Raw genomic sequence first — 25,425 nt, 5'->3', positions numbered from 1 at the left:
AAAATAGGATTTACAAACTTCCCTCTGCAGCTTTCCTGATGAGTTCGTTCCGTTGGAGCAGAAATTTTCTGAGATAGCTTTTAAGAAAAAATTTGCTGAACATTTTCCCTATTATTCCCAATGGTGATTCAAACTCAAAAATGTCGACCATCAGGGTATCTTCCTTTTTAACTTTAAAAATATGCTGGTGTTTCATACTTTTAAAAGCTCCCTCCAGCATGGTATCTGTAAAGTGATAAGGCTTTTCCATACTGATGATTTTTGAAGTGAGAGACTGGTAAATTCCCAGATGTTTTGCTCTCCAGGTTACTGTCTCATTTTCTTCAATGAGTCCGGAAGTCCGTCCTGCAATTGCTTTCTCATGGGTTCCTGCTGTAGATTTCTGGTGCAGATCTATATCTCTTGCAAGGTCAAATACCTTCTGAATATCTGCTTTGATCAGGGTTTCTAAATAGATTCTTTCCATCTTTTAAAAGGTTTGTTTTTTATCCAGTTCAGGGAGGGCTTTATCAATTCGTGCCGCCAGTTCAGGCAGCTTAATGGTAGGAACTGCCGGAAACAGATGATGCTCCATATGATAAAACATGCTGAATGTGAGCTTATTTTTCCAGAATCCGCGCTGGGTTCTTGCCACATTTGGATGTTCATGGGTATCGTGGTGAACCGTCCATACCGCAAAAAAAGCCATTAAAAATTCTCCGAAGATCATCACAAGGATATGATAGATCAGGAAATGAATCTGTAAATAAAAGGCTACTGCTGCAAAAACGACGATTGAAATCAGTTCAAAGATCATTTTCATCCTGTAATTTTTATTGGCCAGCCTGAAAGTGACCCAGTGAATCAGAAACATATGCTTAGGACCATACAAGACGGCTTCATACCATTTCATAGAAGCAGATTTCCCTTCATAATCTTCTTCGGAAAGGCAGTATTTATGGTGTCTTATATGGTTGAATTTTACTGCGTGGATAGAAGCCATCATTAAAATACTGTTGAGATACATGGACAGCCAGGTGAGGAATTTCCCTGTTCCGAGCGAATTGTGAAAACCGTTGTGAACCTGTCTGAGAGCAGTCAGAAAATAAAATCCCGAAAACGGAAGGGCTGCCCAGTAATATCCGTGATAAGCCAGAAACAGCGAAATAAAGAACCATGGAAGACTGATATTATTTTCAATCAGCATTTCCTTTGTGGAAAGAGATTTCAGGTCTTTCCATTCTACTTTTTTGATGAGTTCGGCATGATTCATTTTTTAGTTTTTTAAAGGTTAAGCAGAATAAGTAAGGCTAAAACGGTCATTCTGAATATCATCCATGAAAGGGTCGGGAGAAGGCTTAGTTTTAAAACCCTGCATCTTCTCAGGTGTTCCAGGAACATAGTGAATACGACTATTCCAAAATAAATTATGGCAGAAACAGAGGTCAGATTCAACAATAAGGCGGGGATCAAAAGCAGCGTACCGATCAGGGAAACGGTCATCATATTTCCCAGATAGTCCCAGATCCGGTTTTTTAAATAAGCTTTTAAAAATAAGGCCTGCCAGACGATCTGTCCTAAACAAATCATTAATTCTCTCCAAAAATTCTGACCAATGCCTAATCCCAGTTTTGCAGAAAATATACTTAGAACAGTAGATGAGAACAGGACTACAAAAACCATGTAAGCCAGTCTGTATTTCAGGTTAAAATCAGGAGTACAGGCCTGTTCCGTATGATCTTTTTGTGAAGGAATAATCTGTTTTCTATTGTAGGAAACAAAAGAATACATTTTTCTGAAAACCCAGTACAATGGCTGTATTCTTGCCACTTTTCCCAACAAAGGAAATGAATTTCCGATAATCAGCAGCAGGCTGTCCAGGCCGTACACAACCTTGTTATTTTCCTGGTTGATTAATGCAATTTCATTTTTGGCACGGTGGAAATCGATCAGTTTTCTGTTTTTTAAGCTTAACTCCGTAAATGCTTCCCGGCCGTTTTCATCAAGCATGCCGCAACTGGTAAAACCTTTGGAATAAATGCTGCACATCGGACATTCATTGTCGTAGATCAGGGTATGTTTTTTTAAGGTTTTCATGATTCTGAGTTATAGAATTGATATTTTTTATAGCAGTAGTAAATGTATATAGCAGTCATAACCGGGCTGTATATCAGAGAAGACATTAATACATACAGTAGAAAACCAGGATATTTAATGGTATTTCCAAACAGAAAAAAGACCAGCAAAATCATCCAGACCGGGAGAATGAGTATTCCGTAGGCAATATATCCCGGAGATTTTTTTTCTTTTAAAAACAGCCTTATCAGAAAGCTGATCAGCTGTGAGCCTCCCACAATAAAGTAAAAACGTAAAGCTCCCATATCCTGAAATCCGTTAATTAAAGATAGGAATCCCACTACCAGGGCGAAGATCTGAACAAAATAATCAATCTTTGTAAACGTTTTCATCGTGATTCATTTCAAAAATTAATAAATTCACCTTTTGATTTATTGGTGTTGTATCTCAATTGGTATTACATTTTCTTTACATGCAGGATTTCAATAAGATCCAGATATCTTTTATGAGTCAGAACCGATAAGTCTTCACTGATAAAATGTTCCTTAAGATTTTGAAGACCTTCATACTGATTGATATAATGAAATAATTCTTTAAACTCTTTTCCAAAGATCTTTGAAACAAATATTTCGATATAGCATTTCACACAGCTGAATCTCCATGGAGTTTTGGGTTTCACAAATTCTACAATGATGATCTCCCCGTTTTTGTCAATGATCCTCGAAAGTTCTTCTACGAAAAACTGTTCTTTTTCTTTTTCAATGGTTTTTGTTCCGTAAGAACACAGGATAATGTCTATGGAACGATCCTGAATCCCGTTGCTGAAAAAGTCATTTTCAATCTGCTTTATAGAGTAGCGTTCTTTAAACTCTGAGGATAATTTCCTGTTCATGGCTGAAGAAAAATCAAGGGTTACAATATGGGTATTTTTATTAGGCTTTTGAATATACCTTAGATTTTCTCCCTGCCCGCTCATTAGGTCCAGTACCCTTTTATCACTATAATTTTTCACTTTTCTCACCGCCATTTTTCTGAATAATCCTGTAAAACCTAAGGAGGCGATTTCGTTGATATAATATTTTGGCTGGATGTGGTTAAAATAGGTTTGCAGATCAGTCATGTTCAGATTGGTTTTTAATGGAATTCAATACGTGCCCCTGCATTTTATCCAGGATATAATTGGACCATTTTTTCCAGTACCATTGTGGAGCAATTTTATAGCTGTACTGGGTTTTCGCAGTTATTTTTGTTTTGTTTTCTGAAAGTTTTTCCAGGGAAATTTCACCGTAATCTACAATAAAATAATCATGTAAATGTTTGGCATCAATATCTTCATAAGGACTTACCTCCTTCATAGGAATAGTTTGATTTTCAAGGGAAAATTTCACTTTTTTGTTGTCTATGAATTCATTAATGTTCAGGTTGATCTTATCATTATTGGTTGTACAGGTATAAACAGACTTGCCGTTATGTTCCGTCAATTTTATGCTTTGAGGATAGCTTACTCCTTTTTCAAATAAAACGAAATCAGGTTTGTTGAACTTAACTTCGGTACTTAACAGCTGCCATACTTTCTCTGAAGGAGCATTGACAATCATTTCTGTAGTCACTGTATCCTGGATGGGTTCTGTATACGTATCAAAAATATAGGAAGCCGGATTAATGATAAGAAAAAACAGGAGAACACTGCCGGTATACCTTGCTTTATCCAGGCTTCCAAGGATTAATCCCACAGAATATCCTACCAGTACAGCAAAAGCGATAAACGGAAGTGCCATAATGATACAAATGGCTCCTTCTATACCGCAAACAATCAGAATAACGGATAAAATGACCAGACCTCCTGCAATTTTTGCAGACATCGTAAGAATCTTTCCTATGCTGAAGTCTTTAAAATACTTTAAATATCCAATGATAAATCCAATAGAAATAGGAATGGTAAGGAACAGTGTAATTCCATAGCTCCCATTTTCTATCAACAGGAACCAGGCAATAATAATCAGGGCAATGATGGTGAAAACCAGCAGGTAAAGATGTTTTTCAAATAGTTTTGTCATGGCTTTTGTTTTTAAGTTTTAAAAATCAGATTTTTACAAAATAAAAGATCAGAAATAAATGAATGATTAAACTTTTCATAATTTTTATTTATTTTATACTTTCAGTAATTTTTGAAAACAAATCTGAAATAAAAAAGGATGAATATCCTCTTCTATTTTAACAGGTTGGTGATCTTCCCTACCAGCCAGTGATCGTCGCTTTTTATCGCCAGATCCATAATATTGCTGATCTTATTGGTTACTGAACTGAAATCCCCCATCAGCTTTATAAATTCTTTTGCTTCGGCAGAATCCTTGTCTTCAATGTTTTTCAACTCCTCCAAAAAAGCAATCACAGGATCAATTTCTCTTTTTCTACGTTCTTTGGTGATTTGCTTAAACAGATACCAGACATCTTTTTCTGCAACAAAATATTCTTTCCGGTCTCCTTTGATCAGCTCTTTTCTTACAATTCCCCAGTCAATTAAAGCCCGGAGATTCATATTGGCATTTCCTCTTGAAATTTCCAGCTGCTCCATTACCTCATCAGTAGAAAGCGGCTTTCCGTTCGCCAGAAGCAATGCATGAACCTGAGCCATGGTACGGTTGATCCCCCAATTGGTAGCAAAGGTTCCCCACGTCTGTATATACTTTTCTTTTGCTTCTGAAAGCTGCATTTGTTCTTTCTTTTAAATTTCTGTTACAAATCTAATTAAATATTTTGAATTTTCAATAATTTTTGAAAATTAATTTTATTTTCTTTCTCTTTTTGTCTGTTATTAAATGAATGAATGTTAGAAAAACGCAGTGGTGCAAGGGTTTTAGACCATGATGATTCTTTTAAGCCGCAAAAAAAAAATCAAAGATTTTCAGCAAGGTTTTACCATGACCTTCAATTCTTATATGTTGAAATAAAGATCTGCCTAATCTGCAAAATTTGCGAGAGAATAAAAAATAAAGCCTTTGCTAAGTGCTAACGCCCTTGCCTCCTATAAACATCCAGCATAAAAAAGCTTAGCGTTTTTCCAACAACATTCAATCTAAAAATCTGTGTCATCTGTGGGACACAAAAAATCCCGGATCATGTCGACCGGGATTCATATTATTCTTTCATTTGATTTTAATATTCAATTTTTGCTGTTACCCCCTGATTCCAGAATTTGGACTCCGGCATGTAATACATATAGACATTGCTGGATTTTCCGGTGTACTCCCCTGCGAATTCCACTTTCAGATCAAGGTTGATTACTTTGGTTTCTCCGGCATCAAAATGTTCCCAATACAAAACCAGATAATTATCGAAAATCTCATAATAAGAGATCTGCTTTTTATCGATAAGATCTTTCAGCAGAGCATTTTGTAGTGTCAGTCCCGCGGGAATACCAATTTTTGCAGTTACCATCGGCAGAGGTCCGTTGATTTTATTTTTAACGCTTACCGTCATTCTGCTGGTCTCTCCTACTTTTGAAATTCCCTGTTTTAATCTGGTTTCCAGTGTTACCGGAATATCTTTGCTTTCAGGAGCCTGAAGTGTGTAATATTCATATTCCAGCTTGTAAGGCAGTCCTTTCTGAACTGAAGCGTCATAATCTACTTTAATTTCATTCTGTCCGGTTTTGTAGGCCGAAGCGAGGCTCAGATCCGGTTTTGTTTTTACCCCGTTGATGGTAATAACCGGTCTCTGTATACCGTATAATTTTTCATTTTTTGCAAAGAAATCAGATAAAGCTTCCAGAGCCAGTGCCGTAGCCTGTGTAGACCCGAAACCGTAATATCCGCTGTAATTAATGAGCTTATCAACAGCTTCTGCAATTTTCAGCTGGTTCAGTTTTTCATCTTTCTGCAGTGCCATGATGTACAGCGATAAAGTTTCTGCTTTGGCGGAAAAGCCTCCCGAACCGGTAAAAGTTGTTTCTGTTTTCAGCTTATCATTTTCATACTGTTTATTCAGAAGGGTTATCAGTTCCTGGTAATCGCTGTCTTTATTGAAATGGGCCGCAGCATTAGTCATTAAAGCCAGCTGGTACGAATCTCTGGTCGATTTTGCTTTATCCAACGCTGTTTTATAAGCCTGATCTAATCCTTCCTTTATCCCTGATTTAGAAAGTGCATAGATTACATATAGATTCCTGGACCATGCATGCTCATTAAAAGGACGTTGTATTTCATAGCTTTTTCTCACTTCGAAAACTCCGTTCTGATTTTTCTTAGATAAAATAAAGGAGGTCAGGTTCTGTATGATTCTCTGGTCAATAGGAACGTATTTTTTCAGGTCTTTAAATTCCAGCAGGGCAAACGCAGATACCGCAACATCAGATTCCGAAGAACTGAAATATCCGAAACCGCCGTCTTTTCCTTTATAGGCAAGCATTTTCTGAAAGCCTTTCCTCATATTTCTTATCACTAAAGCTTCTGTTTCTGGTGTTATCCTTTTAATTGCCCTGAGATAATCAAGAATAAAAATATTAGGATATACGGTTGATGAAAGTTGCTCAAAACATCCGTGAGGTTCCCGTTTCAGTCTTTCAAGATCTTCAAACAGCTGAAGGGCTGTATTATCAAATATCATATAGGAAGAAGAAAAACTTCCGTTGATATAATCCGGAATAACCGGCTGTATGTTCTCGGCCTTATTGCTGATCAGGGCATAATGATGCGGAAATCCTTTTTCTCCCACATTCAACGGAAAAATTGCTGTTTCCCTGAAATCTCCAGACTGTACGGCAAATTGTATATTGGAACTGATGACCTCATCCGTCTGCATTCTGACCAGCATTCTTCCGGATTCCAGTGGTTTTAAAGTAATAATACTGTCGAATTCTATTAATTTAACCCGGTTCGGTACAATAACGTCCAGCTTCATTTTCCGGGTTTCTGACGAATTGTTTTTGATAACAACAGGAATGGTCATCTGGTCTGTTCTTGTCAGGTACTGTGGAATTTTCGCATCAATGGCGATCAGACTTTGTACGGCGTAGGTGATTTCATCCCTTCCAATTTGTCCGGTTCCGGAAATTCCTTCTGTCATGATCCTGAATGTGGAATTGGCATCAGAATTATAAAATTCAACTTTGGCTTTTCCGTTCTTATCGGTTTCCACTACCGGATTCCAGTACAGGGTTTCCCGATAATCAAAACGATAAGAGGTATTGGTATTTTTGTAGACAGGATAAGAAAAATTTCTGCTGTACGAATAAGACAAAAGGCTGTCCCTCGGAACAGCCATTACGGCATAGTACGTTTTCGGGGTAATATCAACATTAAGCCCAGATCTTTTATTGCTTAAAGAATTGATAATCACCACCCCATTCACAGCCCTGCTTCCGTACACAGAGGTTGCCACAGCATCCTTCAGAATGGTTATATTGCTGATGTCATTAGGATTAATAACTGTTTTAAAATTCTCCACCGGCACTCCGTCTACAATAAACAGAGGGGTTTTATTTGAGATTGAAGTCGTTCCTCTGATCCGCAGGTTGATCATACTTCCGGGCTGCCCGTTTGAAGAATTTACTGTTATTCCGGCCACTTTACCACTCACAAGAGAAGCTAAATCCGGATTTTGCAATTCTTCTGCTTTGACAGTCGTTACAGCTGCTGTAAGATCCTTTTTTCTCACCATACCATATGAAACCACTACCACTTCTTCAATATGGGAGCTTCTGATGGTATCACTCTTAGTGCCTCTGCCTCTTGACCTATAAGGTCTTTCCCTCTGATCTCTGGAATCTGTTCTTGAAGCTTCAATGTTCGTTTGTATCGGTTGTGGTTCTGCCTTCAGTTTTATAGTTCCTGCCTCTTTCAGTGCTTCTTTTACCACCTCTTCCACATTTACGTTATTCAGAGATTTTTTTGCCAAAGGATTGACAGCCAATCTGTAAGACAGAATCCTGATTTTAACCTCCTGTTTCGGCTGAAAAGATTTGGCAATCAGCTTGTAGTCATACGATTGTTTGAGATCGGAAAAATAAAAAGTTCCTTCGTTTGAAGTTTCCTGTTTCAGCACTCTGTTTCCTTCCACCAGATAGATGTCTGCTTTCACAGGGTTTCCTTTTTCATCTTCTACAACTCCGTAAATAGGATTCTTTTTTTCGGGAAGGTATTTGTATTTCTGATTTTTAATCACTTCCGGAACCAGCTCAAAATACCGATATCCGTTGGTAAGCATAACCAGATCAAGACTTTTCTTTGCTTTTTCTTCTTTTTTATCGAAATAAAACTGGGGCTTTTCTATTTTCCCTTTCAGTTCAGAATCCATGAGGAGCCATGAAAGAATATGATTCTGCTTGTCATCTGCATAAGTCCATAGTTTATCATCCACGACGCTCATCGCAAGATTGGCAGGAATTGGTTTTCCACTGTGGTCTGTGGTTTCAATATCCAGAACTACTTTTTCTCTTGGAAGATAATGCTTCTTTACCGGTTTTATCTTAACGTTCATCTGCCGGTCTTCATTGGTGAAAACAATCCGTTCTGCAAGGGGTTTTTCTCCGTCAAATACCGTAAATCTGCTGATTCCTGCCGGAAGTTCATTTTCCGGAATTTCAAAACGGTTCTGGCCTTTTTGCAGAGAAAGCGACTGGCTGTAGATCTCTTTTTCACGGAAACTGCCTTTCACCACAACATTTCTGCTATCTGTGGAAGTAATGGTGAAATAGATCTTCTGATGATCTTTCCGGAGGTTAAAAACAATACCAGTATCCTGAGCTGTCGGAAGCGGAAAAGTTTGTGAAATATTCTCAGGCCGGGCCACTTTTGCATAATACGTCTGTCCTTTTTCAGGGGTTAAAACGAAGCTTCCCATTCCGAAGTTGTATGCTGAAGCTTCAGCTACTTTCTGGTGATTTTGGTTATAGATTTCCAGCACGGCATCAACAGGTTTTTCAAATTCATCTATAATTTTGAATGCTATATTCTGCTCTGTTCCATTGATAAAAGTTCCTCCTTCCGGCATGAATTTCACATCCAATTTATTGAGAACTATCGGAATATTTCTTGAAATGGATTCTGTAAATCCATCAAAAACCACTTTGATATTCAGAAGTGCATCTGATGATGTTAAAACTTTGGGAAGATTAAATTTAAGCTGTTTTTTTCCTTCTTTATCTGTTATCAGGCTGCCTTCTGTCACATTTTCTCCGTTATGCATCACGGTGTAATATGCTTCATAGAAAGGGATTGGCAGGTTGGCAAGGCTTCGTATTGAAAAATCGGCAGTTACCTCATCTCCTGCTCCATATCCTTTTTTAGGGAAATCAAGCTTCATCAGAATTCTTGGTGAAACCACTTTTTGAAGGGTAATCTCTTTTTCAAAGGCATTTTTTCCCTCTTCATTCTGCATCCAGCCTGTAAATGCCCTGATTTTGTAAATTCCCCCCTTCATATCCTCACTGAAATGAAAAGAACCTTCTGACCAGCCGTTGGTAGTTTCATATTTATTTTTTGAAATAACGCTTCCGGACGGATCAATCAGTTCAAAATTCACCACACGGCTCTGGTCTGCGGGAAGATTATTTTCTGCCTGTACCGTGTAGATTTTAAAATACATTGTCTCACCGGGTTTGTAAAAAACATGGCTGGTCTGTATATACGTTTTTTCTTTTTCGAAATCTTTAAACTGCTTCTGCGCTTTCAAATCCATTGAAAACAAAGTGAAGAGCAGTACAATATATGCTGTAAATCTGAAATTCATACTTTTAAAATTGAAATGAAACCATACATCCGAAAGTCTTGTAGGAAGGGAGATTGAAGAAATCAAGGCCTCTTCCGTTATCCAGATCATAAAAATTCTGGTTAGGATCTGCCCCCTTATTCGCCTGCCAAAGCAGAATATTATTCACATAAAATGTTATACCAAGTCCTCTTTTAAACCGCCCGACATTGAACTTTCCGGTCAGCGAGATGTTACTGATCCTGATGTAATCTGCTTTCTGAACATAGTCTTCCGCTACTCCCAGATAACCGTACCTCATCCACCGGTTCTCTGAAACATTCTGCCCGGAATCATAGAAATCCACCGGGATCTGATTGGTATTTCCTCCTGCATTCACTCCCTGGAAGACATAATTTTTGATATTTCTGTCTTCACCAGAACTTTGGGAACGTCCGTAATAATCAAGTACCGCCTGCGTTCCGTTCCAGATCTGACCACCTTTTTTCCATTCCCAGTTAATATCCAGTGTCAACATCTTATAGTTCAGTGTATGGCTGAATTTCATAATAAAATCGGGAGTGGGATCGGCAATAATTTTCAGGCCATCTGCTTTTTTGGGATACCCGAATTCGTCAATAATCAGCTCTCCTGCAGCATTTCTTTCAAAATAACTTCCCTTTACCGCACCCAGAACCTCTCCTTCTGACAATGTCTTGTAAATATCTCTGAATCCTGAAACAGCTAATCCGTTATACCCTGGATTTACGCTGTTTACAACATCTTTATACTTAAAGAAAGAGGCCTTATTAGTCGTCGTAAAATCGGTTCCCAGATATAGGTTATTGTATTCGGCATTGACTTCAAAGCCGCTGTAGGTATGGTCTGCTACATTTTTAAGCTGCAGTCTGTTGTTTTCAAAAACAGGGAAAACATCATCAGTTATTTTTCTGTTAAAATATTCGGCATCAATATTCAGGTGACGGCCTGCCGTGTAAACAACCCCTACTTTTCCTTCTCTGCTGTTGATATTGGAAAGATTACGGAACGTTTCTGCTTCAAGCACCGGAAAATACTGATAGGCATCCTGAGCATTCAGCCTTGTGGTGGTATAAGAGGCATAGGATCTTGTAATTTCCGGTTCTGAACTCAGCTGGGTATAGTTTCCCAGAATTTTGAAGCTTGTATCGTACCAATCAAAGATCTCATCAAAAAGCAGGTAAGCACTTAGCTTTGGAAGCCAGTAGTTATTTTGAGTTGAAGTATTTGATACGTAAAAAGCATTTCCCGCATTAAATCCTGCTCTGAACCCCCGATAGCCTTCATAATCAAATTTATAATTCAGAATATAATCCTGTGAAGTTCTCTGATAGGCATATTTTGTCTGAGTAAGACTGTTATATACATCGGTTTCCCTGTTATTCAGAATAAAATTAAAACTTAATACGCTTTTATGATTGTAATCTCCCAGAGAATAAGAACCCTGAACGTTGGAATAATAAAGTCTGTTTTTCTGTTCCCTGCTGTTATAGGTGCCGTTTACAAAGCCATACGTGGAAGGTTTATAAAGATCTGTATTTCTGAAAGCATCATTTTCATAAGTCTGACTGATATTCAGTTTCCATTTATTCCAGTTTCTTGACAAATCAAAGCTGAACTGTCTTCTCTGGTCTCTGTAATTGTATTTGTTGTTCTGATTCAACAAAAAATAAGGATTGTCTGCCGACTGGCTGTAGCTTCTTTGGGTGTCGTCCGGGAGCATACTGTTCTGAGCATTAGAAAAAGAAACCGGAGTCAGCAGTGAATTTTGATAAACCCTATTATAAAGTCCGATCCGGTTTGAATTCACCGCTTTATTATCGTCATAATTGAAACCAAAATTCAGGGAAAATTTAAGAATATCTGCATTCAGTTTGGTTTTGAACGAGTTAGAAATATTATACTGATCAGCAAAATACATCATATCTTTCTGCTGACCCAGATCGACGGACAAACGTAATTTTTCGTAATATCCTCTTTTCAGAGCGGTACTCAATTTAAGCTGGTTATTATACCCAACAACTGTTTTGAAGATATCATTACGATAGGCTTTTGCCGGAGGCATTCCATTGGTTAAAGGAATCAGTCTGCCACTCACATCATACGGATAAGGCTGATGATCATATCCCAACGAAGAAATATCAGGACCAAAGCTGAACATTTCCCCTGTTTCAGGACCTCTCCATATCAGCTGTCCACTTTCTGAACGCCCCTGTACATAACGGTTTTGGGTCTCGGGAATTGAATTTCTATTTTTAATATCAAAGGATGTGGTAAAGCTCCCGTTAAAGACAAGATATTTTTCCGGCTGACTTTTTATTTTGTAAGAGTTTTCGCCTGTTTTACTTATCCTTCTTACCTTGGGAGAAGAATATCCTGAATTGTAATCTCCGTGGGTGAATGTTTTCGAATTCTCCAGACTGAACTCATCTTTAAATTCTTTGGTAACGAGACTGTCATAAGCACCGCTTCTGATGTTGTTCACACTTTCTCTCCCAATATGATCTTCTAAAATCTTTTTGAGCTCCTGAGTTCTACCTACTATGAATCTACTTTTGCCATTGTTCCAGGTCAGAGTATCATTCTCTTTAGCTTCAATAATGGCAAAACCTCTTTCATCGGTAAGTTCATAAATCCCATTATTTTTATTATGAATCTTTAAAAAATTCCTTGGTTTATCTTTCAGGTCTAAAAATGTTCCTGAATAATAGGTGTTTTGTGAAAACAAGAAATTAGCCGCCAATGGCAGGAGTGTCAGATAAATTTTCTTCATACATGGTTATCTGTTTAAAAGTAAAGAAAAAAAAGAAATCTCCGAAGAAATTTCTCTTTTTTTGTCATTAATTTTTAATCACTTTAAAGGTTTCCCAACGGTCATTGAACCTCATTCTTATCAGATAAATGCTCTGAGGATATGCCGTGATGTCGATTGTGTTTTTACCTCCTTCCAGCTTCTCTTTTCTCATGATGATCTTGCCAGTCAGGTCATAGACAAACAGTTCATCTACGGCATTTCTGGATTTGATATTGATGAGCCCTTTGGTAGGATTCGGGAAGATGGTGACTTTAGAATCCTCCTGGTTATTGGCTTCTGTTTCCAGTTTTTTATTCAGGTTCTGATTGGTAATTCCGTTCTGGCATTCCGGAAGGGTTGCTCTTTGCAGAATCAGCCTTAGCAGCAGGGCGTTCAGTTTTTCCACTTCATAGGAATCAATCGTCGGTTTTATGTGATGATTTCCTATTCCGCTGTCGTTGGTAAGGAAAGTATACGTTCCGTTGGTCATCAGGGCGAAGGTTCTCATCAGATACTCGGTCTGCTTGTCTGTATCACTTGCTGCAAGAGGAATAATGGTAATTCCTTTTTGGGCAGCCGCTTTTATTTTTTCATAAAGAACGGCAATATTTTCATCAGACCTGTGTGGCGGTGCATCCAGGATCAGAAACATTATTTTCGCTGAATTTCCGCTGCTCCATCTTAATTCATCTATAGAAACCTGCAATGCTTCTACTACGGCTTCCGGGGTATCTCCGCCTCCGCTTGCCTTTTGTTTCTTTATAAAACTGATCAGATCTTCTGCATTCTCAGAAAAATCGAATTTACGGGTTACATATTCATCACCTTTATCCCTGTAAAAAACAGAACCATACCGTACGTCTGTATTCTTAAGGTTTCCTTCTACTTTTTTAAGCACATCCAGAAGCTCAGACTGCAGGTAAGAGATTTCATCCCCCATAGATCCGGTAGCATCTACTACAAAAGCAATATCTAAGTTTCTTTTGATCATACAGGGTTTGTCCAATACAATAAGATTCTGCCCGTTCTTAAATTCCCTTATATTGGTACTGATGGTTTGTCCTGAGCCGTCAGTCAGAGAATATTTTCCTGAAAAATCTCCGCCTTCAGTCATGGGATTGATCCACAGCTCTGCGTTTCCTAAGTTGTCAGAAACCGCTTCCCAGATCACTTCTTTTCTATCATTCAAAAGCTTTACTTTTTCCCCGATCACTGGTTTTTTATTTTTATTCACCAGCTGAACAGACACTCTTCTGTCCGGGAAGAATTTCCAGCTATTTTTATATTCGTTAAGGGTGGGAACGGCAATATCTTTCCAGTACTCCCATTTGGAAAAATCATTGAGTTCTCCTGCTGTCAGCTGTCCTGCTTTCGGAAGTTCTTTTTCCGGCTCAGGATCTTCTTCTTTCTTGGATGGAATTTCTTTAATTTTTTTAAGTTCAGATTCGGACAGGCCTTTCACGGTTGTAACGACCACCACTCCTTCACTGGCTTTGCTTCCGTATAAAGAGGTTGCTTCAAAACCTTTCAGTACTTTTAGTTCTTTGATATTTTTAGAGTCTAAAACATTCAATATCCCCGCTTTCGCATCTATGATTTTTCCGTCTATGACGTAGAGCGGAGATTTCACAGCTCCAAGGCTGCTGGCTCCTCTTATTCTGATTTCAGATCCTTTCTCTCCCGGTGAAGAAACTGACACCCCTGCTACTCTTCCGCTTAAGGCAGAAGAAACACTCACATCTGATGAGGCGATTAAAGTGCTTGATGAAGCGACTGAGGCTGTTTTTTTCATTCCATACCCTATCATGACTACCTCATCTATACTCCTTTCTTTCAGCGTATCACTTTCAATCCGGGCAACCCTATTTTCTTCATATATTTTTGGAGGTTCCGGCAGATGGCAGGAAACAGGAGGAATAAACGGTTCCGGTACTACTATCGGCTTATATGCTAAAACAGGAGGTTCAATTTCTTTTATTTCTTTCTGAATATTAGCCTTTACCGTACTGTCTATCTTCTGAATATGAGTTCCAGAAGGCTTTTCTTTTGTACTTTTTGCAATCACAGGCTGTGAGGGAAGAACCGTATCTTTTTTATTCAGAAAATAAAAGACTCCCAGACTAAGGATCAGGCTGGCTGCAATTCCATAAGGGAACCATGCCGGAATGATTTTCTTTTTGTTTTCTTTTTTATCCAGTTTTTCTTCAACTTTTGCCCAAACTTTTTCAAAACCAGGAAATCCGGCAGGTTCTTCTGAAAGCTTTGAAGCATCATTGAATCTTTTATCTATATCGTGATTATTTTCCATTGTTGTAAAGTTTAAATGTTTTGACTAACCAAAAGTTCCTGTAGTTTTTTCCTGGCAAAATTGAGCTGGGACTTGGAAGTTCCCTCGCTTATGGAAAGCATGGCTGCAATTTCTTTATGCGGATACCCTTCAATCGCAAAAAGATTGAATATGGCCCGGCAGCCTTCGGGAAGAAAGCTCAACAGGCTGAGGATATCCTTTTCAAAAGAAATACTTTCTGATGGTGCACCGGATGTTTCTATAAAGCCCTCTTCTAAAGAAACGAATTGCGTCTTCCCTGCTCTTAATTTCTGAAGACATTCATTCACTGCAATTTTTCTGGCCCATGCTTCAAAGGTATCCAGGTTCTGGAGCTGGGTAATCTTCGTGAATATTTTGTAGAAGGTATCTGCCAATACTTCTTCAATATCTTCATCATTTTTCAGGTAGCGTCTGCAGACTGAATACAGCCGGCCCGCCATGGTCTCGTAAACTTTCCGCTGTGCACTGCGGCTGTTACGCTGGCATTCTATTAGTAATTCTCTTTCCATAGTATGGCTTTATACTGATATAGATGCATTAACTTTCGGATAGGTTGGAAACATATTAACTTTTTTCTAAAATAAATAAAGGAAATTCATCAATAAACAAAGAAGACGTAAAAGTCTGATATGCAAAGAAAACCTCTCATTATCTGGTCTTGAAAATCGTTTCTTTGTCTTATAATACCTCCCTATTTATGAAAAATTTTCAGTTTCAAATTTAACTTTTCCCTTTGTAACAAATCTTTACTATGAACGACTATTCATATAAATAATCTTTTTATAGTAATGAAAAATAACAAATTTATGTCATTACTTTTTGTTTTGTCTGCAGGAAGTATGATGTTTGCCCAAGATGATTTGATCAACAAACTAAAAAACAATCACTCTCAAAATGCTAATTTTCAGTTTACCACGTTAAAAGACGTAGGAGCTACTTCAGTAAAAAACCAAGGTTCTTCCGGAACATGCTGGAGTTATTCGGGAAATTCTTTCCTTGAATCTGAAATGCAGAGAATGGGTAAAAAACCTGTAGATCTTGCTGAAATTTTTACTGCCAGAAATTCATACCACGACAAAGCTAAATTATATGTACTGAACAGCGGAGCCATCAGCTGGGGTGACGGAGGTGAACTTCACGACGTAATCAATATGTACAAAAAATACGGAGCTGTACCTCAGGATGTATATACCGGACTAAAAGCCGGACAAACCCTTAATAATTTTAAGGAAATGCAGGAAAAACTTAAACCTGTTCTTGACAGCCTTGTGCAGGCAGGTTCAAAAGGAAAGCTTACGGATAACTGGATGGATTCTGTAGATGCTATCCTTGATGAATACCTTGGAAAAGTTCCTGCTAATTTTACTTACGAAGGGAAAAATTATACACCGAAGACTTTCGCTAAAGAAGTTGTAGGCATCAATCCTGAAGATTATGTAGAAATTTCTTCTTACAAAGATTATCCATACTACCAGAAATTTGTAGTTCCGATTCCTGATAACTGGAGCCACGATTCTGACTGGAATGTTCCGATGAAAGATCTTACAGCAATCATTGACAATGCTGTAAGCAAAGGATATTCTGTAGGTTGGGCTACTGATGTTTCCGAGCCTTATTTCTCTTATAAAAACGGAGTAGCTTATGTTCCGGACATGGATCTGGACCAAATCAACGCGGAGAATAAGCAGTCTCTGTTTACAGAACCTAAAAAAGATAAAACCATTACTGAAGATATGCGTCAGAAAGCTTTAAATAATCTTTCTACAACAGATGACCACGGCATGCATATTGTAGGATTGGCTAAGGACCAGACCGGGAAAGAATATTATATGGTTAAAAACTCATGGGGTGTAACCAATGATTTTGAGGGGTATCTTTACGTAACAAAACCTTACGTTGAGTATAAATCTACCGCGATCCTGATTCACAAGAATGCAATTCCAAAAAACATTCTTAAACAATTGAAACCAACCAAAAATATTGGTTTATAAACACAATCACTATTGCCGTTACGGCAGTTTTAGATATTTAAATCTGTTAGTAGTCCGCTCCGTCATCTGGAGCGGATTTTTTTATTAATGATGAGTAATGAAGTTTTCTTCTTTTGAAACTTTTTTGGTTTGGAGATAAAGGTTTCCCACAGATTGCACTGATTACAAAGATCTTTTTATCTAGCTGACTCTAAACGTTATAGATTTTGGAAACCTATAACATTTTAATTACAAGGCAAACATGTGCAGATCCGCGACAGATTTTTATGCTCGATGATAACGCAGATAAAGCAGTTTCTTTAAACTTAAGTGTTCTTCTAAGGATAAAGTTTATCCATTCAATAAACCATATTGATGGGCTCGTGAACCGGCAATGAATGGATGCAGATAAAAAAATCAACTGCGGCTTTCAGAAATTTCTGAAAGCCGCAGTTTTTAATAAATAGGTGAAAAATTAAATATAAAATAAAGTGTATTGAAATTTTTATGACGGGTAAATGCTAATGGTGACCGTTAATTTTTGTTCCGTAAAGTGAATCTTTACCCCCCAAACAATTGACTGCGAAGCAAATTCACTATTCAATATTCACATTAAAACAGATTCCCCATACTTTCTGCCGAAAAGTCCAGCAGTTCTTCCATATTTCCGGTTTTGATTTTCTTAACCCATTGATAATCCTGAAGAATAGCACGTCCTACTGCTACCAGATCAAATTCTTCTTTCTCAAGTCTGCGTGTCAGTTCGGTAAGATCTGTTTTTTCGGTTCCCTGTCCTGCAAATGCATTAAGGAAATCTCCTTTTAATCCAACGGAACCTACTGTGATTGTTGGCTGCCCGGTGATCTTTTTGGCCCAGCCTGCAAAATTCAGATCAGAACCTTCAAATTCCGGTTCCCAGAAACGGCGTTGTGAACAATGGAAAATATCTACTCCGGCCTCTTTTAACGGTAAAAGCCAGTCTTCCATTTCATTTGGAGTTTCGGCAAGCCTGCTTTTATAATCCTGCTGTTTCCATTGGGAAAGACGTAAAATAATGGTAAAATCCTCTCCTACTGCCGCTCTGATTGCTTTTACAACTTCTACAGCAAAACGGCTTCTTTCTTTAATCGTTTTTCCTCCGTATTCATCAGTTCTGGTATTGGTTACTTCCCAAAAGAACTGATCAATAAGATACCCATGAGCTCCGTGGATTTCCAGACAGTCGAATCCAAGGTCTTTTGCTGATTTGGCAGAAGCGGCAAACTGGGCAATGGTATCCTGAATATCCTCAATGGTCATGGTAGATGCCTTTTCCATTGGAACCAGCGGATAATCCTCTGCCATTCTGGTATCTCCTACATGCCAGATCTGAGGCCCCATTTTGCCCCCATTCTGATGAACAGCATTGATAACGTTTTTCCAGCCCGCTAATGCTTCATTTCCGTAAAAATCCGGGATATTCTGAAGGTTTTTGGAAGCTGGTCTGTTAATGACTGTACCTTCCGAAAGGATCAATCCTACTTCTGAAGCCGCTCTTCTTGCATAATATTCTGCAATTTTAAGAGTTGGTACTCCATTATCAGACTGGGCTCTCGTCATTGGAGCCATAACGATTCTGTTTTTAAGCTCTAAATTTTTATAGCTAAATGGTGTAAACAGTGATTCTGTACTCATTTTGTAATATTTTTTGCTAGTGCATTTTTAAATTGTTACACAAAGTAACTAATAATAGTTTGTTTTTGTATCTTTCATTAAAAAAATAGTGGTAACTTCGCGGTAACCTACAATAGTAACATTGAAGTAACATATGAAATTCCGATTCCATATGATGTTCAAGAAATAAATATCTTTCCCATGAAAAAGAATGAATTGATGCAATACAGTTGCCCTCTTGGCAAGGCAATGTCTGCTTTAGGAAGCAAATGGAAACCCATTATTGTTCTTGTGATCAAGGACCGCAAACTGCGTTTCGGGGAGCTGGCTGTACGGATTAATGTGATTTCAAGAAAGGTACTGACCGACCAGCTTAGAGAAATGGAAGCCGATGGATTGATCATCCGTGAAGAATTTAAAGAGCTGCCTCCAAGAGTGGAATATTCCCTTACAGAAAAAGGATTGGCTTTACTGCCTATTTTATATAAACTGGAGGAATGGGAAGCACAATATCAGAATAAAGAAATGCAGTCTGAGCATTGCAGTGTATTGAGTAAAGAAGAAAAAAAGATTAGCCTCGCAGATGCTGCAGATTGAGCAGATTTAATTATTTATTCCTTGATATTGAGCTGCCAAAATAATTTTTACCATCCTTGAAAATGTGTGCGATCAGTGGGAAATATTTTTGCTACCAATGCACAAATTAATTTACTGTTTATGTAAAATAGGAGAAAAGAATTAAATGTAAAGTTGATGATTGATACTGATGATTTCAGGATGCAAAGGATAGAATCAACTCCGTTGATTCTATGAGGCTTTGGTTGTCCTTCGGCTATTACAATCTTAGCCTACAAAAAATCTGCGAGAGATATTTCAAAGATTGAGAAGTTGGAAAACTAAAGGATTTTGAATTATTATACTGTTTTTAAGGCGCAAGAAAGCCAAAGGTTTTCGGTAATCTCTTACAATTCAAACTTCATAATGCTTTCATTTATTTTCAATGGAAATAACTTCAATCATTTCTTATCACCAGCATATCGGCAAAAGGAGTGATCTTTTTATTCTCTGATATTTTCAAACCGGCAGAAAAGATTGCTTTTTCCCATTGTTTGCGGCTTAGAAAATGAAAAGCACCTATATTAAAGAAGATAAAATTGGTTACATCTCTGAACTGTTCCGAAATAATGATTAATCCTCCCTTTTTAACTACTCTTTTAGCTTCTTTAAAGAACAAAACCCTCTGATCATGATTCAGTATTTCATGAACGGCAGTAACAGCAAGAATAATATCCTGGGAACCGTCTTCAAAAGGCAACTGATTGGGTGATATTTTGATCTCTTTCTCATTGGGTGGAAACAGTTTTTTTGAAACATTTATTCCGCTTTCATGCTCATGCCTGTTACCGTAAATATCACAGACCGTTAAATGTAGTTTCGGATATTTTTCCTCTAAATGTCGGGATAAAGGATCAAAACTGGCATGAACTAAGACCGCTTTCTCTGTTTTATTCCAGTCTACAATATCTTTCAAATTATTTAATTCATAAAGATCGGACTTGTCATAAAGAATATAAGACGCTGTAACTGATGCAATGATATTCAAGAGGATAAGAACACCGATTATTCTTAAAAACAGAATCCATTCATGAGAATCCACCTGGAAAGATAAAAGAAAAAGAATGAAAGAAATAAAAGCTCCTAAAACGATCTTCTTGTAATTGAACAGGATGACAAGCTTGGTGATTTTCATGGAAAGTAGTTTGATATTGATTCAAATGTAGGAATTTAAATGGAATTAAGGATCAGGCAGAAATCAGGATGAGCATAAAGCTGAAAATTATCATTTTTTTCTTGAAATCGAAGATTCGACATAGTCAAAAAAAAGTATACAAAATTCAAGACTGGAATCATCCGCTATAATTTGTCTTTGTCTGCCGTCGCAATTATAAAAAATATTTACTCTTGTTTTACCCACAAAAAAACCGCTCTCCATTGGAAAGCGGCTAGTTATATTTTTAATCCTGATTAAAATGAAGGATATTTCTGAGGATTGGTTTCGTGGAACATCGCATAGATTTTTTCAACCATATCATCTGAAGATGGTTTGCTGAAATAATCTCCGTCACTTGCATATGCAGGCCTGTGGTCGTTTGCAGCGATCGTTAACGGATCAGAATCCAGATATCTGAACGCTTTCTGTTTTTCAAGGATCTGCTGTAAAATGAATGCGGAAGTACCTCCTTCTACATCTTCGTCAATCACCACCAATCTGTTGGTCTTTTTAACGCTGTCTGCAATTTCGTGAGAAAGGTCGAAAGGAATCAGTGACTGAACATCAATAACTTCAGCTGAAATTCCCAATTTTTCCAATTCTTCTGCGGCTTCCATTACAACTCTCCATGTTGAGCCGTAAGTGACCAAAGTAACATCTTTTCCTTCTTTTGTCACTTCAATTTTACCTACAGGAACAGTGAATTCACCTAAGTTATCAGGCTGTTTTTCTTTTAATCTGTATCCGTTCAGACATTCAACGATAACCGCAGGATCATCGCTCTGAAGCATCGTGTTATAGAATCCTGCTGCTTTGGTAAGGTTTCTAGGTACCAATACTAAAATACCTTTGGAAAGGTTCAGGATTCCTGCCATTGGAGAACCTGAATGCCATACTCCTTCCAGTCTGTGCCCTCTTGTTCTGATGATTACCGGAGATTTCTGACCTCCTTTTGTTCTGTACTGAACCGTTGCAAGATCGTCACTCATTCCCTGAAGGCAGTATAGGATATAGTCCAGATACTGGATCTCAGCGATTGGTCTCAATCCTCTCATCGCCATACCGATTCCCTGTCCAAGGATCGTAGCTTCACGGATTCCTGTATCAGCTACTCGTACATCACCATATTTTTCCTGCATTCCTTCAAGTCCCTGGTTGACATCACCGATATTTCCGGCATCTTCACCAAATACTAAAGTTTCAGGATATTTTTCAAAAATTTTATCGAAATTATTTCTTACCACTACTCTTCCGTCTACTTCTTCAGAAGAATCTGAGTAAACTGGTTTGATTTCTTTTACATTTTCAGCTTTCCATTGAGACTGGGAATACAAATGGGAAGAATAGTTATCTTTTTCCACTTCAAATACTTCCTGGTACTTCTGCATCAGCTGATTTCTTTCCGCAGAATGAGTTCCTCTGGTTGCCATAAGGGTTTTTCTTGCCAGGTGGAATATATCTTTTTTAGCTTTGGAAACCAATTTGCTGAACTGGGCAATATACCCTTCCACTTCAGTATTCTGTCCTTTAAGGTTTTCTACCAAAGGAAGAACAGACTGAATAAGATCTGTAATAGCTTTCTGGTAGTTTTCCCAGGCATTTTTCTGGCCCGCTTTTACTGCTTTTTTAGATTCTTCGTCAATAGCATCTAATTCTTCGGCAGTAGCAATGATTTCTTCTTTACCTTCAATCTCTATAGAATAATTAAGGATCCACTCTCTGAATTTCACCAATCCGTCAAAATCTGCTTCCCAGGCAAGACGCTCTTCATTTTTATATCTTTCGTGAGAACCGGAAGTAGAATGTCCCTGAGGCTGGGTAACTTCTATCACATGCACCACTACCGGAATGCTTTCTGTTCTTGCAAAATGTTCTGCTCTGGCATATGCATCCAATAATGCAGGATAATCCCATGCTTTTACCTGAATGATCTCACATCCCTGGTTTTCGCCTTCTTTTCTCTGGAAACCGCTTAACATTTCTGAAATATCAGCCTTTGCTCTCTGGTTTTTAGTTGGTACAGAAATTCCGTAACCATCATCCCAGATAGAAACAATCATAGGAACCTGAAGGGCACATGCTGCGTTCAAGGTTTCCCAGAAATGGCCTTCTGCTGTAGAAGCATCACCAATGGTACCAAAAGCGATCTCATTCCCATCTTTCGAGAATTTTTCTGATCCTTCAAATTTTACACTCTTATAAACTTTAGAAGCCTGTGCCAATCCTAATAATCTTGGCATCTGTCCTGCAGTAGGAGAAATATCAGAAGAGATGTTTTTCTGAGCCGTAAGATCTTTCCAGCTTCCGTCTTCATTTAAACTTCTTGTGGCAAAATGCCCGTTCATCTGTCTTCCAGCTGAGGCAGGCTCTCTTTCTACGCTTGTATCAGCATATAGCTGTGCAAAGAAACTTTCCACGGTTAAAGCATCTGCTGCTAATGCAAAAGTCTGGTCTCTGTAATATCCTGAACGGAAGTCTCCGTTTCTGAAAACTTTTGCCATGGCCAGCTGCGGAAGCTCCTTACCGTCTCCAAAAATTCCAAATTTAGCTTTTCCCGTAAGCACTTCTCTTCTTCCGAGGTAAGACATTTCGCGAGAAATCCTTCCTAACCTGTAGTCTTCAAGTATCTGATTTTTAAAATCCTGGAAGGAAATTTGCTGTGTTTCAATATAAGTTGTCTGCATAGCTAGATATAAAAGTTTTTATTCTTCAAGTATTCCGCTAATATACAATTTTTAAATTAATTTTAATTTTTAATAATCTTTTTTAAAAATTTGATAATAAAAAAAATTGTAACAGATGGAAAAAAAGTCACCTCATATCCTGAATTCTTCCAGTAATCTTTTAGGGTTTTCACTGATCATCATCACCTCTCTTAAAATCACAAAGATCAGTCACAACACGCATTTAGACGAATTTGCAGGTCTTGCCTGTCTTCTTTTTACATGCAGTTGTTTTTTTTCATTCCTGGCCATCAGGACCAAGCATGAAAAGCGGGAAATCAGGTTTGAGACTATTGCGGATTATTTATTTTTAATCGCCTTATTTTGTATAGTTCTAGCTGTTATTATTCTTACAATGAAGATTATTTAGTCTAAAACTTTCGCTCAATAACATAATCCAGCATACTCTGTAAAGATCTTCTGGGTTCAGAATCCGGGAATTCGTTCAGAATATCTTTGGCTTTCTGTTGAAAATCTTTCATCACTTTAACGGCATAGTCAAGACCGCCTGAGCTTTTAACAAACTCAATCAGTTCTTTTACCCGTTTAGGATTGTTATTATAACGTTTTATGGTATTGAAATAGTATTTTCTGTCCTTTTCTGAAGCTGTTTTCAGAGTATGGATCAGAGGAAGTGTCATTTTTTGCTCCTTAATATCGATCCCTACAGGTTTTCCGATAACATTTGAGCTTAGATAATCAAAAAGGTCGTCCTTGATCTGAAAAGCCATTCCGGTATAGGTTCCGAAGTCCTGCATCTTTTTGGCAAGAACTTCATCAGCGTTATTGGATAAAACCCCTATCTCACAGCAGGCAGCAATAAGGGTTGCTGTTTTCTGGCGGATAATCTCATAATAGACCTCTTCCGTAATATCCAGTTTTCTTGCCTTTTCAAGCTGAAGAAGTTCGCCTTCTGACATTTCACGGATCGTTCTGGAAATTACGCTGAGCAGATCATAATCTTTATGGTCTGTAGAAAGCAATACGGATTTGGATAAAAGATAATCCCCAACCAAAACAGCAATTTTATTTTTCCACAGAGCATTGATTGAGAAAAAATTACGACGTTTGAAGCTTTCATCCACTACATCATCGTGCACCAGTGTAGCCGTGTGGATCAGCTCGATCATGGAAGCTCCGCGATAGGTTTTCTCATTAACCTCACCAATCAGCTTGGCACACAGAAACACAAACATTGGGCGCATCTGCTTGCCTTTGGTAGTAACAATAAAACGGGTTACTTTATCTAATAAAGGCACTTTGCTCTGCATTGATTCATAAAACTTCTGCTCGAAAAGTTTCATTTCCTCATTGATCGGTTGTTTGATGTCTTCTACAATGTTGGCCACAATCTGTGAATAATAGGTAAATACTAATTAATGATCACAAAGATAATTTTTTTCAGGCAATTTTAAGATATAATTAATCTTTGAGTTGGTCTTTCGAAATAAAAAAAAGTGCCGGTTCTGCCTTTCCAAACTTCGATTTAAATTTCTCACCTGAAATGTATATTCCTCTTTCATCAACTGCAATACCTTCAATCTGGCCTACCGCTAAAGCGCTTCCCAGATAATAATGCCTTGGTTTTTCTTTAAAAAACACCCCTGGTTCCGCTTCGGTAAATACATTCATAAAGACTTCTGTTCTTTTGGTGTATCCAACCAAATATAGCTTTTTATCAAAATAAGCAGCATCAGTTACTACAAAATTGGTATTATAAGATTCAATTTTCCGGGCTTCCTGTTTTTCAGATACTTCCGGATCAACAATATAATGAGTAGTCGATTTTGAGGTCCATTCTTTGGTAAAGATATGCAGCTTGCCATTCAGGTAAATCATCGCTTCCGCATCATAGTCATTGTCGGTATATTTAGGAATGAATTCCGTTTGATCCGGATAATAAAAAGAGATTTTAGCAATGGAGTCATTTTTTGGCTCACCATTCCCGAAAGGTAGTTTGTAGATTTCCAAATCTCTTCTCGTTCCGGCATTATTTCCAAAATCCCCGATATAGAAATTTTCCCCGTCATTCGTCAAAGCTTCCCAATCTTTATTTTTTGCATTGATTTTAAGGGTGTTTTTTATGCTCCCGGTTGTTTCATCCAGTTCAAAAAGTTCAGGATCATTACCACTGTCATTGAAAGTATATAATTTCCCATTAAAAATACTCAGGCCCGAAGTCTCCTTGATCTTATCATCTAAATAGCCTACTCTGTGTTTGCGTATCTTCAAAAATTCGGTCTGCTGGGCAACCACGTATTGGAAACTTATCACTGTAATAAACAGAAGGATCTTTTTCATAGGGTAAAAATAAAGGTTTATGAATAATTGAAAGAATGAACATTACAATTTCTGATCTTTCATTCAATAAAAAACGGGCTTAAGCCCGTCCCATCGATTTTTAT

The 25,425-nt window shown here is 37.8% G+C and carries 19 protein-coding genes; 3 read left to right on the top strand and 16 right to left on the bottom strand.

From position 1 onward, the window contains the following. Window positions 1–10: 10 nt before the first annotated feature. The 11 genes from J2Y40_RS02465 to J2Y40_RS02415 form a co-directional block, all read right to left on the bottom strand. Window positions 11–466, bottom strand: coding sequence for an SRPBCC family protein (locus J2Y40_RS02465; protein WP_153393983.1), 456 nt, complete (start codon window positions 464–466; stop codon window positions 11–13). Window positions 467–469: 3 nt separating this feature from the next. After that, window positions 470–1,252 carry a fatty acid desaturase gene (locus tag J2Y40_RS02460; RefSeq protein WP_153393985.1) on the bottom strand — a complete coding sequence of 261 codons (783 nt, stop codon included), beginning with the start codon at window positions 1,250–1,252 and terminating at the stop codon, window positions 470–472. Between the two features lie 11 nt (window positions 1,253–1,263). Continuing rightward, the gene (locus J2Y40_RS02455) at window positions 1,264–2,076 is read right to left on the bottom strand and encodes a DCC1-like thiol-disulfide oxidoreductase family protein (protein ID WP_153393987.1); all 813 of its coding nucleotides are present in this window, start codon (window positions 2,074–2,076) and stop codon (window positions 1,264–1,266) included. Continuing rightward, entirely contained in the window at window positions 2,073–2,447 is a 375-nt protein-coding gene (locus J2Y40_RS02450) for a hypothetical protein (protein WP_153393989.1), read from the bottom strand. The genes J2Y40_RS02455 and J2Y40_RS02450 overlap by 4 nt, the downstream gene beginning before the upstream one ends. Before the next feature lie 65 nt (window positions 2,448–2,512). Then, entirely contained in the window at window positions 2,513–3,175 is a 663-nt protein-coding gene (locus J2Y40_RS02445; protein ID WP_309996559.1) for a class I SAM-dependent methyltransferase, read from the bottom strand. After that, window positions 3,168–4,112 carry a hypothetical protein gene (locus J2Y40_RS02440; RefSeq protein ID WP_309996556.1) on the bottom strand — a complete coding sequence of 315 codons (945 nt, stop codon included), beginning with the start codon at window positions 4,110–4,112 and terminating at the stop codon, window positions 3,168–3,170. Before J2Y40_RS02440 ends, J2Y40_RS02445 begins: the two co-directional genes overlap by 8 nt. A 152-nt stretch (window positions 4,113–4,264) precedes the next feature. After that, the gene (locus tag J2Y40_RS02435; RefSeq protein ID WP_153393995.1) at window positions 4,265–4,768 is read right to left on the bottom strand and encodes a GbsR/MarR family transcriptional regulator; all 504 of its coding nucleotides are present in this window, start codon (window positions 4,766–4,768) and stop codon (window positions 4,265–4,267) included. 443 nt (window positions 4,769–5,211) lie between these two features. Then, complete coding sequence (locus J2Y40_RS02430; RefSeq protein WP_309996552.1) at window positions 5,212–9,873, bottom strand: TonB-dependent receptor plug domain-containing protein; 4,662 nt, start codon at window positions 9,871–9,873, stop codon at window positions 5,212–5,214. Then, complete coding sequence (locus tag J2Y40_RS02425) at window positions 9,788–12,553, bottom strand: hypothetical protein (RefSeq protein WP_309996544.1); 2,766 nt, start codon at window positions 12,551–12,553, stop codon at window positions 9,788–9,790. Before J2Y40_RS02425 ends, J2Y40_RS02430 begins: the two co-directional genes overlap by 86 nt. 67 nt (window positions 12,554–12,620) lie before the next feature. Next, a complete protein-coding gene (locus J2Y40_RS02420; RefSeq protein WP_309996541.1) occupies window positions 12,621–14,882 on the bottom strand; it encodes a TonB-dependent receptor plug domain-containing protein in 2,262 nt (753 codons plus the stop codon). An 11-nt stretch (window positions 14,883–14,893) separates the two neighbouring features. Next, on the bottom strand, window positions 14,894–15,412 hold the full coding sequence (locus J2Y40_RS02415; RefSeq protein WP_309996538.1) for an RNA polymerase sigma factor: 519 nt from the start codon (window positions 15,410–15,412) through the stop codon (window positions 14,894–14,896). A 297-nt stretch (window positions 15,413–15,709) separates the two neighbouring features. On the opposite strand from J2Y40_RS02415, the gene J2Y40_RS02410 reads away from it, so the two are divergent. Further along, the gene (locus J2Y40_RS02410) at window positions 15,710–16,894 is read left to right on the top strand and encodes a C1 family peptidase (RefSeq protein ID WP_309996536.1); all 1,185 of its coding nucleotides are present in this window, start codon (window positions 15,710–15,712) and stop codon (window positions 16,892–16,894) included. Window positions 16,895–17,485: 591 nt separating this feature from the next. Here the strand turns inward: J2Y40_RS02410 and J2Y40_RS02405 are convergent. Further along, a complete protein-coding gene (locus J2Y40_RS02405) occupies window positions 17,486–18,547 on the bottom strand; it encodes an NADH:flavin oxidoreductase (protein WP_153394008.1) in 1,062 nt (353 codons plus the stop codon). A gap of 180 nt (window positions 18,548–18,727) precedes the next feature. Between J2Y40_RS02405 and J2Y40_RS02400 the strand changes: the two genes are divergently transcribed. Further along, window positions 18,728–19,123, top strand: coding sequence for a helix-turn-helix domain-containing protein (locus J2Y40_RS02400; RefSeq protein ID WP_153394010.1), 396 nt, complete (start codon window positions 18,728–18,730; stop codon window positions 19,121–19,123). Between the two features lie 415 nt (window positions 19,124–19,538). On the opposite strand, the gene J2Y40_RS02395 is transcribed toward J2Y40_RS02400, so the two are convergent. After that, window positions 19,539–20,276, bottom strand: a complete 738-nt coding sequence (locus tag J2Y40_RS02395; RefSeq protein WP_309996528.1) for a class I SAM-dependent methyltransferase — start codon at window positions 20,274–20,276, stop codon at window positions 19,539–19,541. A 275-nt stretch (window positions 20,277–20,551) separates the two neighbouring features. Continuing rightward, window positions 20,552–22,981: a transketolase C-terminal domain-containing protein gene (locus J2Y40_RS02390; RefSeq protein WP_153394014.1), complete on the bottom strand. Its 2,430-nt coding sequence runs from the start codon at window positions 22,979–22,981 to the stop codon at window positions 20,552–20,554. Window positions 22,982–23,096: 115 nt separating this feature from the next. Between J2Y40_RS02390 and J2Y40_RS02385 the strand changes: the two genes are divergently transcribed. Continuing rightward, window positions 23,097–23,390 carry a hypothetical protein gene (locus tag J2Y40_RS02385; RefSeq protein ID WP_309996523.1) on the top strand — a complete coding sequence of 98 codons (294 nt, stop codon included), beginning with the start codon at window positions 23,097–23,099 and terminating at the stop codon, window positions 23,388–23,390. A 1-nt stretch (window position 23,391) separates the two neighbouring features. Here J2Y40_RS02385 and J2Y40_RS02380 read toward each other — a convergent pair whose 3' ends face one another. Next, entirely contained in the window at window positions 23,392–24,369 is a 978-nt protein-coding gene (locus J2Y40_RS02380; RefSeq protein ID WP_153394018.1) for a polyprenyl synthetase family protein, read from the bottom strand. A 73-nt stretch (window positions 24,370–24,442) separates the two neighbouring features. Beyond that, window positions 24,443–25,321, bottom strand: coding sequence for a hypothetical protein (locus J2Y40_RS02375; protein WP_153394020.1), 879 nt, complete (start codon window positions 25,319–25,321; stop codon window positions 24,443–24,445). Between the last annotated feature and the right edge of the window lie 104 nt (window positions 25,322–25,425).

Origin of the sequence: Chryseobacterium sp. 2987, assembly GCF_031456375.1 — a bacterium.
Classification (GTDB): domain Bacteria; phylum Bacteroidota; class Bacteroidia; order Flavobacteriales; family Weeksellaceae; genus Chryseobacterium; species Chryseobacterium vaccae.
The sequence above is the reverse complement of the archived record's forward strand: the minus strand, read 5'-3'. Positions and strand labels throughout refer to the sequence as shown.

Excerpts from the sequence above, each read along its gene's own strand:
- J2Y40_RS02465 (WP_153393983.1), bottom strand. The coding sequence starts at position 466 with ATGGAAAGAATCTATTTAGAAACCCTGATCAAAGCAGATATTCAGAAG.
- J2Y40_RS02460 (WP_153393985.1), bottom strand. The coding sequence starts at position 1,252 with ATGAATCATGCCGAACTCATCAAAAAAGTAGAATGGAAAGACCTGAAA.
- J2Y40_RS02455 (WP_153393987.1), bottom strand. The coding sequence starts at position 2,076 with ATGAAAACCTTAAAAAAACATACCCTGATCTACGACAATGAATGTCCG.
- J2Y40_RS02450 (WP_153393989.1), bottom strand. The coding sequence starts at position 2,447 with ATGAAAACGTTTACAAAGATTGATTATTTTGTTCAGATCTTCGCCCTG.
- J2Y40_RS02445 (WP_309996559.1), bottom strand. The coding sequence starts at position 3,175 with ATGACTGATCTGCAAACCTATTTTAACCACATCCAGCCAAAATATTAT.
- J2Y40_RS02440 (WP_309996556.1), bottom strand. The coding sequence starts at position 4,112 with ATGACAAAACTATTTGAAAAACATCTTTACCTGCTGGTTTTCACCATC.
- J2Y40_RS02435 (WP_153393995.1), bottom strand. The coding sequence starts at position 4,768 with ATGCAGCTTTCAGAAGCAAAAGAAAAGTATATACAGACGTGGGGAACC.
- J2Y40_RS02430 (WP_309996552.1), bottom strand. The coding sequence starts at position 9,873 with ATGATCTGGATAACGGAAGAGGCCTTGATTTCTTCAATCTCCCTTCCT.
- J2Y40_RS02425 (WP_309996544.1), bottom strand. The coding sequence starts at position 12,553 with ATGAAGAAAATTTATCTGACACTCCTGCCATTGGCGGCTAATTTCTTG.
- J2Y40_RS02420 (WP_309996541.1), bottom strand. The coding sequence starts at position 14,882 with ATGGAAAATAATCACGATATAGATAAAAGATTCAATGATGCTTCAAAG.
- J2Y40_RS02415 (WP_309996538.1), bottom strand. The coding sequence starts at position 15,412 with ATGGAAAGAGAATTACTAATAGAATGCCAGCGTAACAGCCGCAGTGCA.
- J2Y40_RS02410 (WP_309996536.1), top strand. The coding sequence starts at position 15,710 with ATGTCATTACTTTTTGTTTTGTCTGCAGGAAGTATGATGTTTGCCCAA.
- J2Y40_RS02405 (WP_153394008.1), bottom strand. The coding sequence starts at position 18,547 with ATGAGTACAGAATCACTGTTTACACCATTTAGCTATAAAAATTTAGAG.
- J2Y40_RS02400 (WP_153394010.1), top strand. The coding sequence starts at position 18,728 with ATGAAAAAGAATGAATTGATGCAATACAGTTGCCCTCTTGGCAAGGCA.
- J2Y40_RS02395 (WP_309996528.1), bottom strand. The coding sequence starts at position 20,276 with ATGAAAATCACCAAGCTTGTCATCCTGTTCAATTACAAGAAGATCGTT.
- J2Y40_RS02390 (WP_153394014.1), bottom strand. The coding sequence starts at position 22,981 with ATGCAGACAACTTATATTGAAACACAGCAAATTTCCTTCCAGGATTTT.
- J2Y40_RS02385 (WP_309996523.1), top strand. The coding sequence starts at position 23,097 with ATGGAAAAAAAGTCACCTCATATCCTGAATTCTTCCAGTAATCTTTTA.
- J2Y40_RS02375 (WP_153394020.1), bottom strand. The coding sequence starts at position 25,321 with ATGAAAAAGATCCTTCTGTTTATTACAGTGATAAGTTTCCAATACGTG.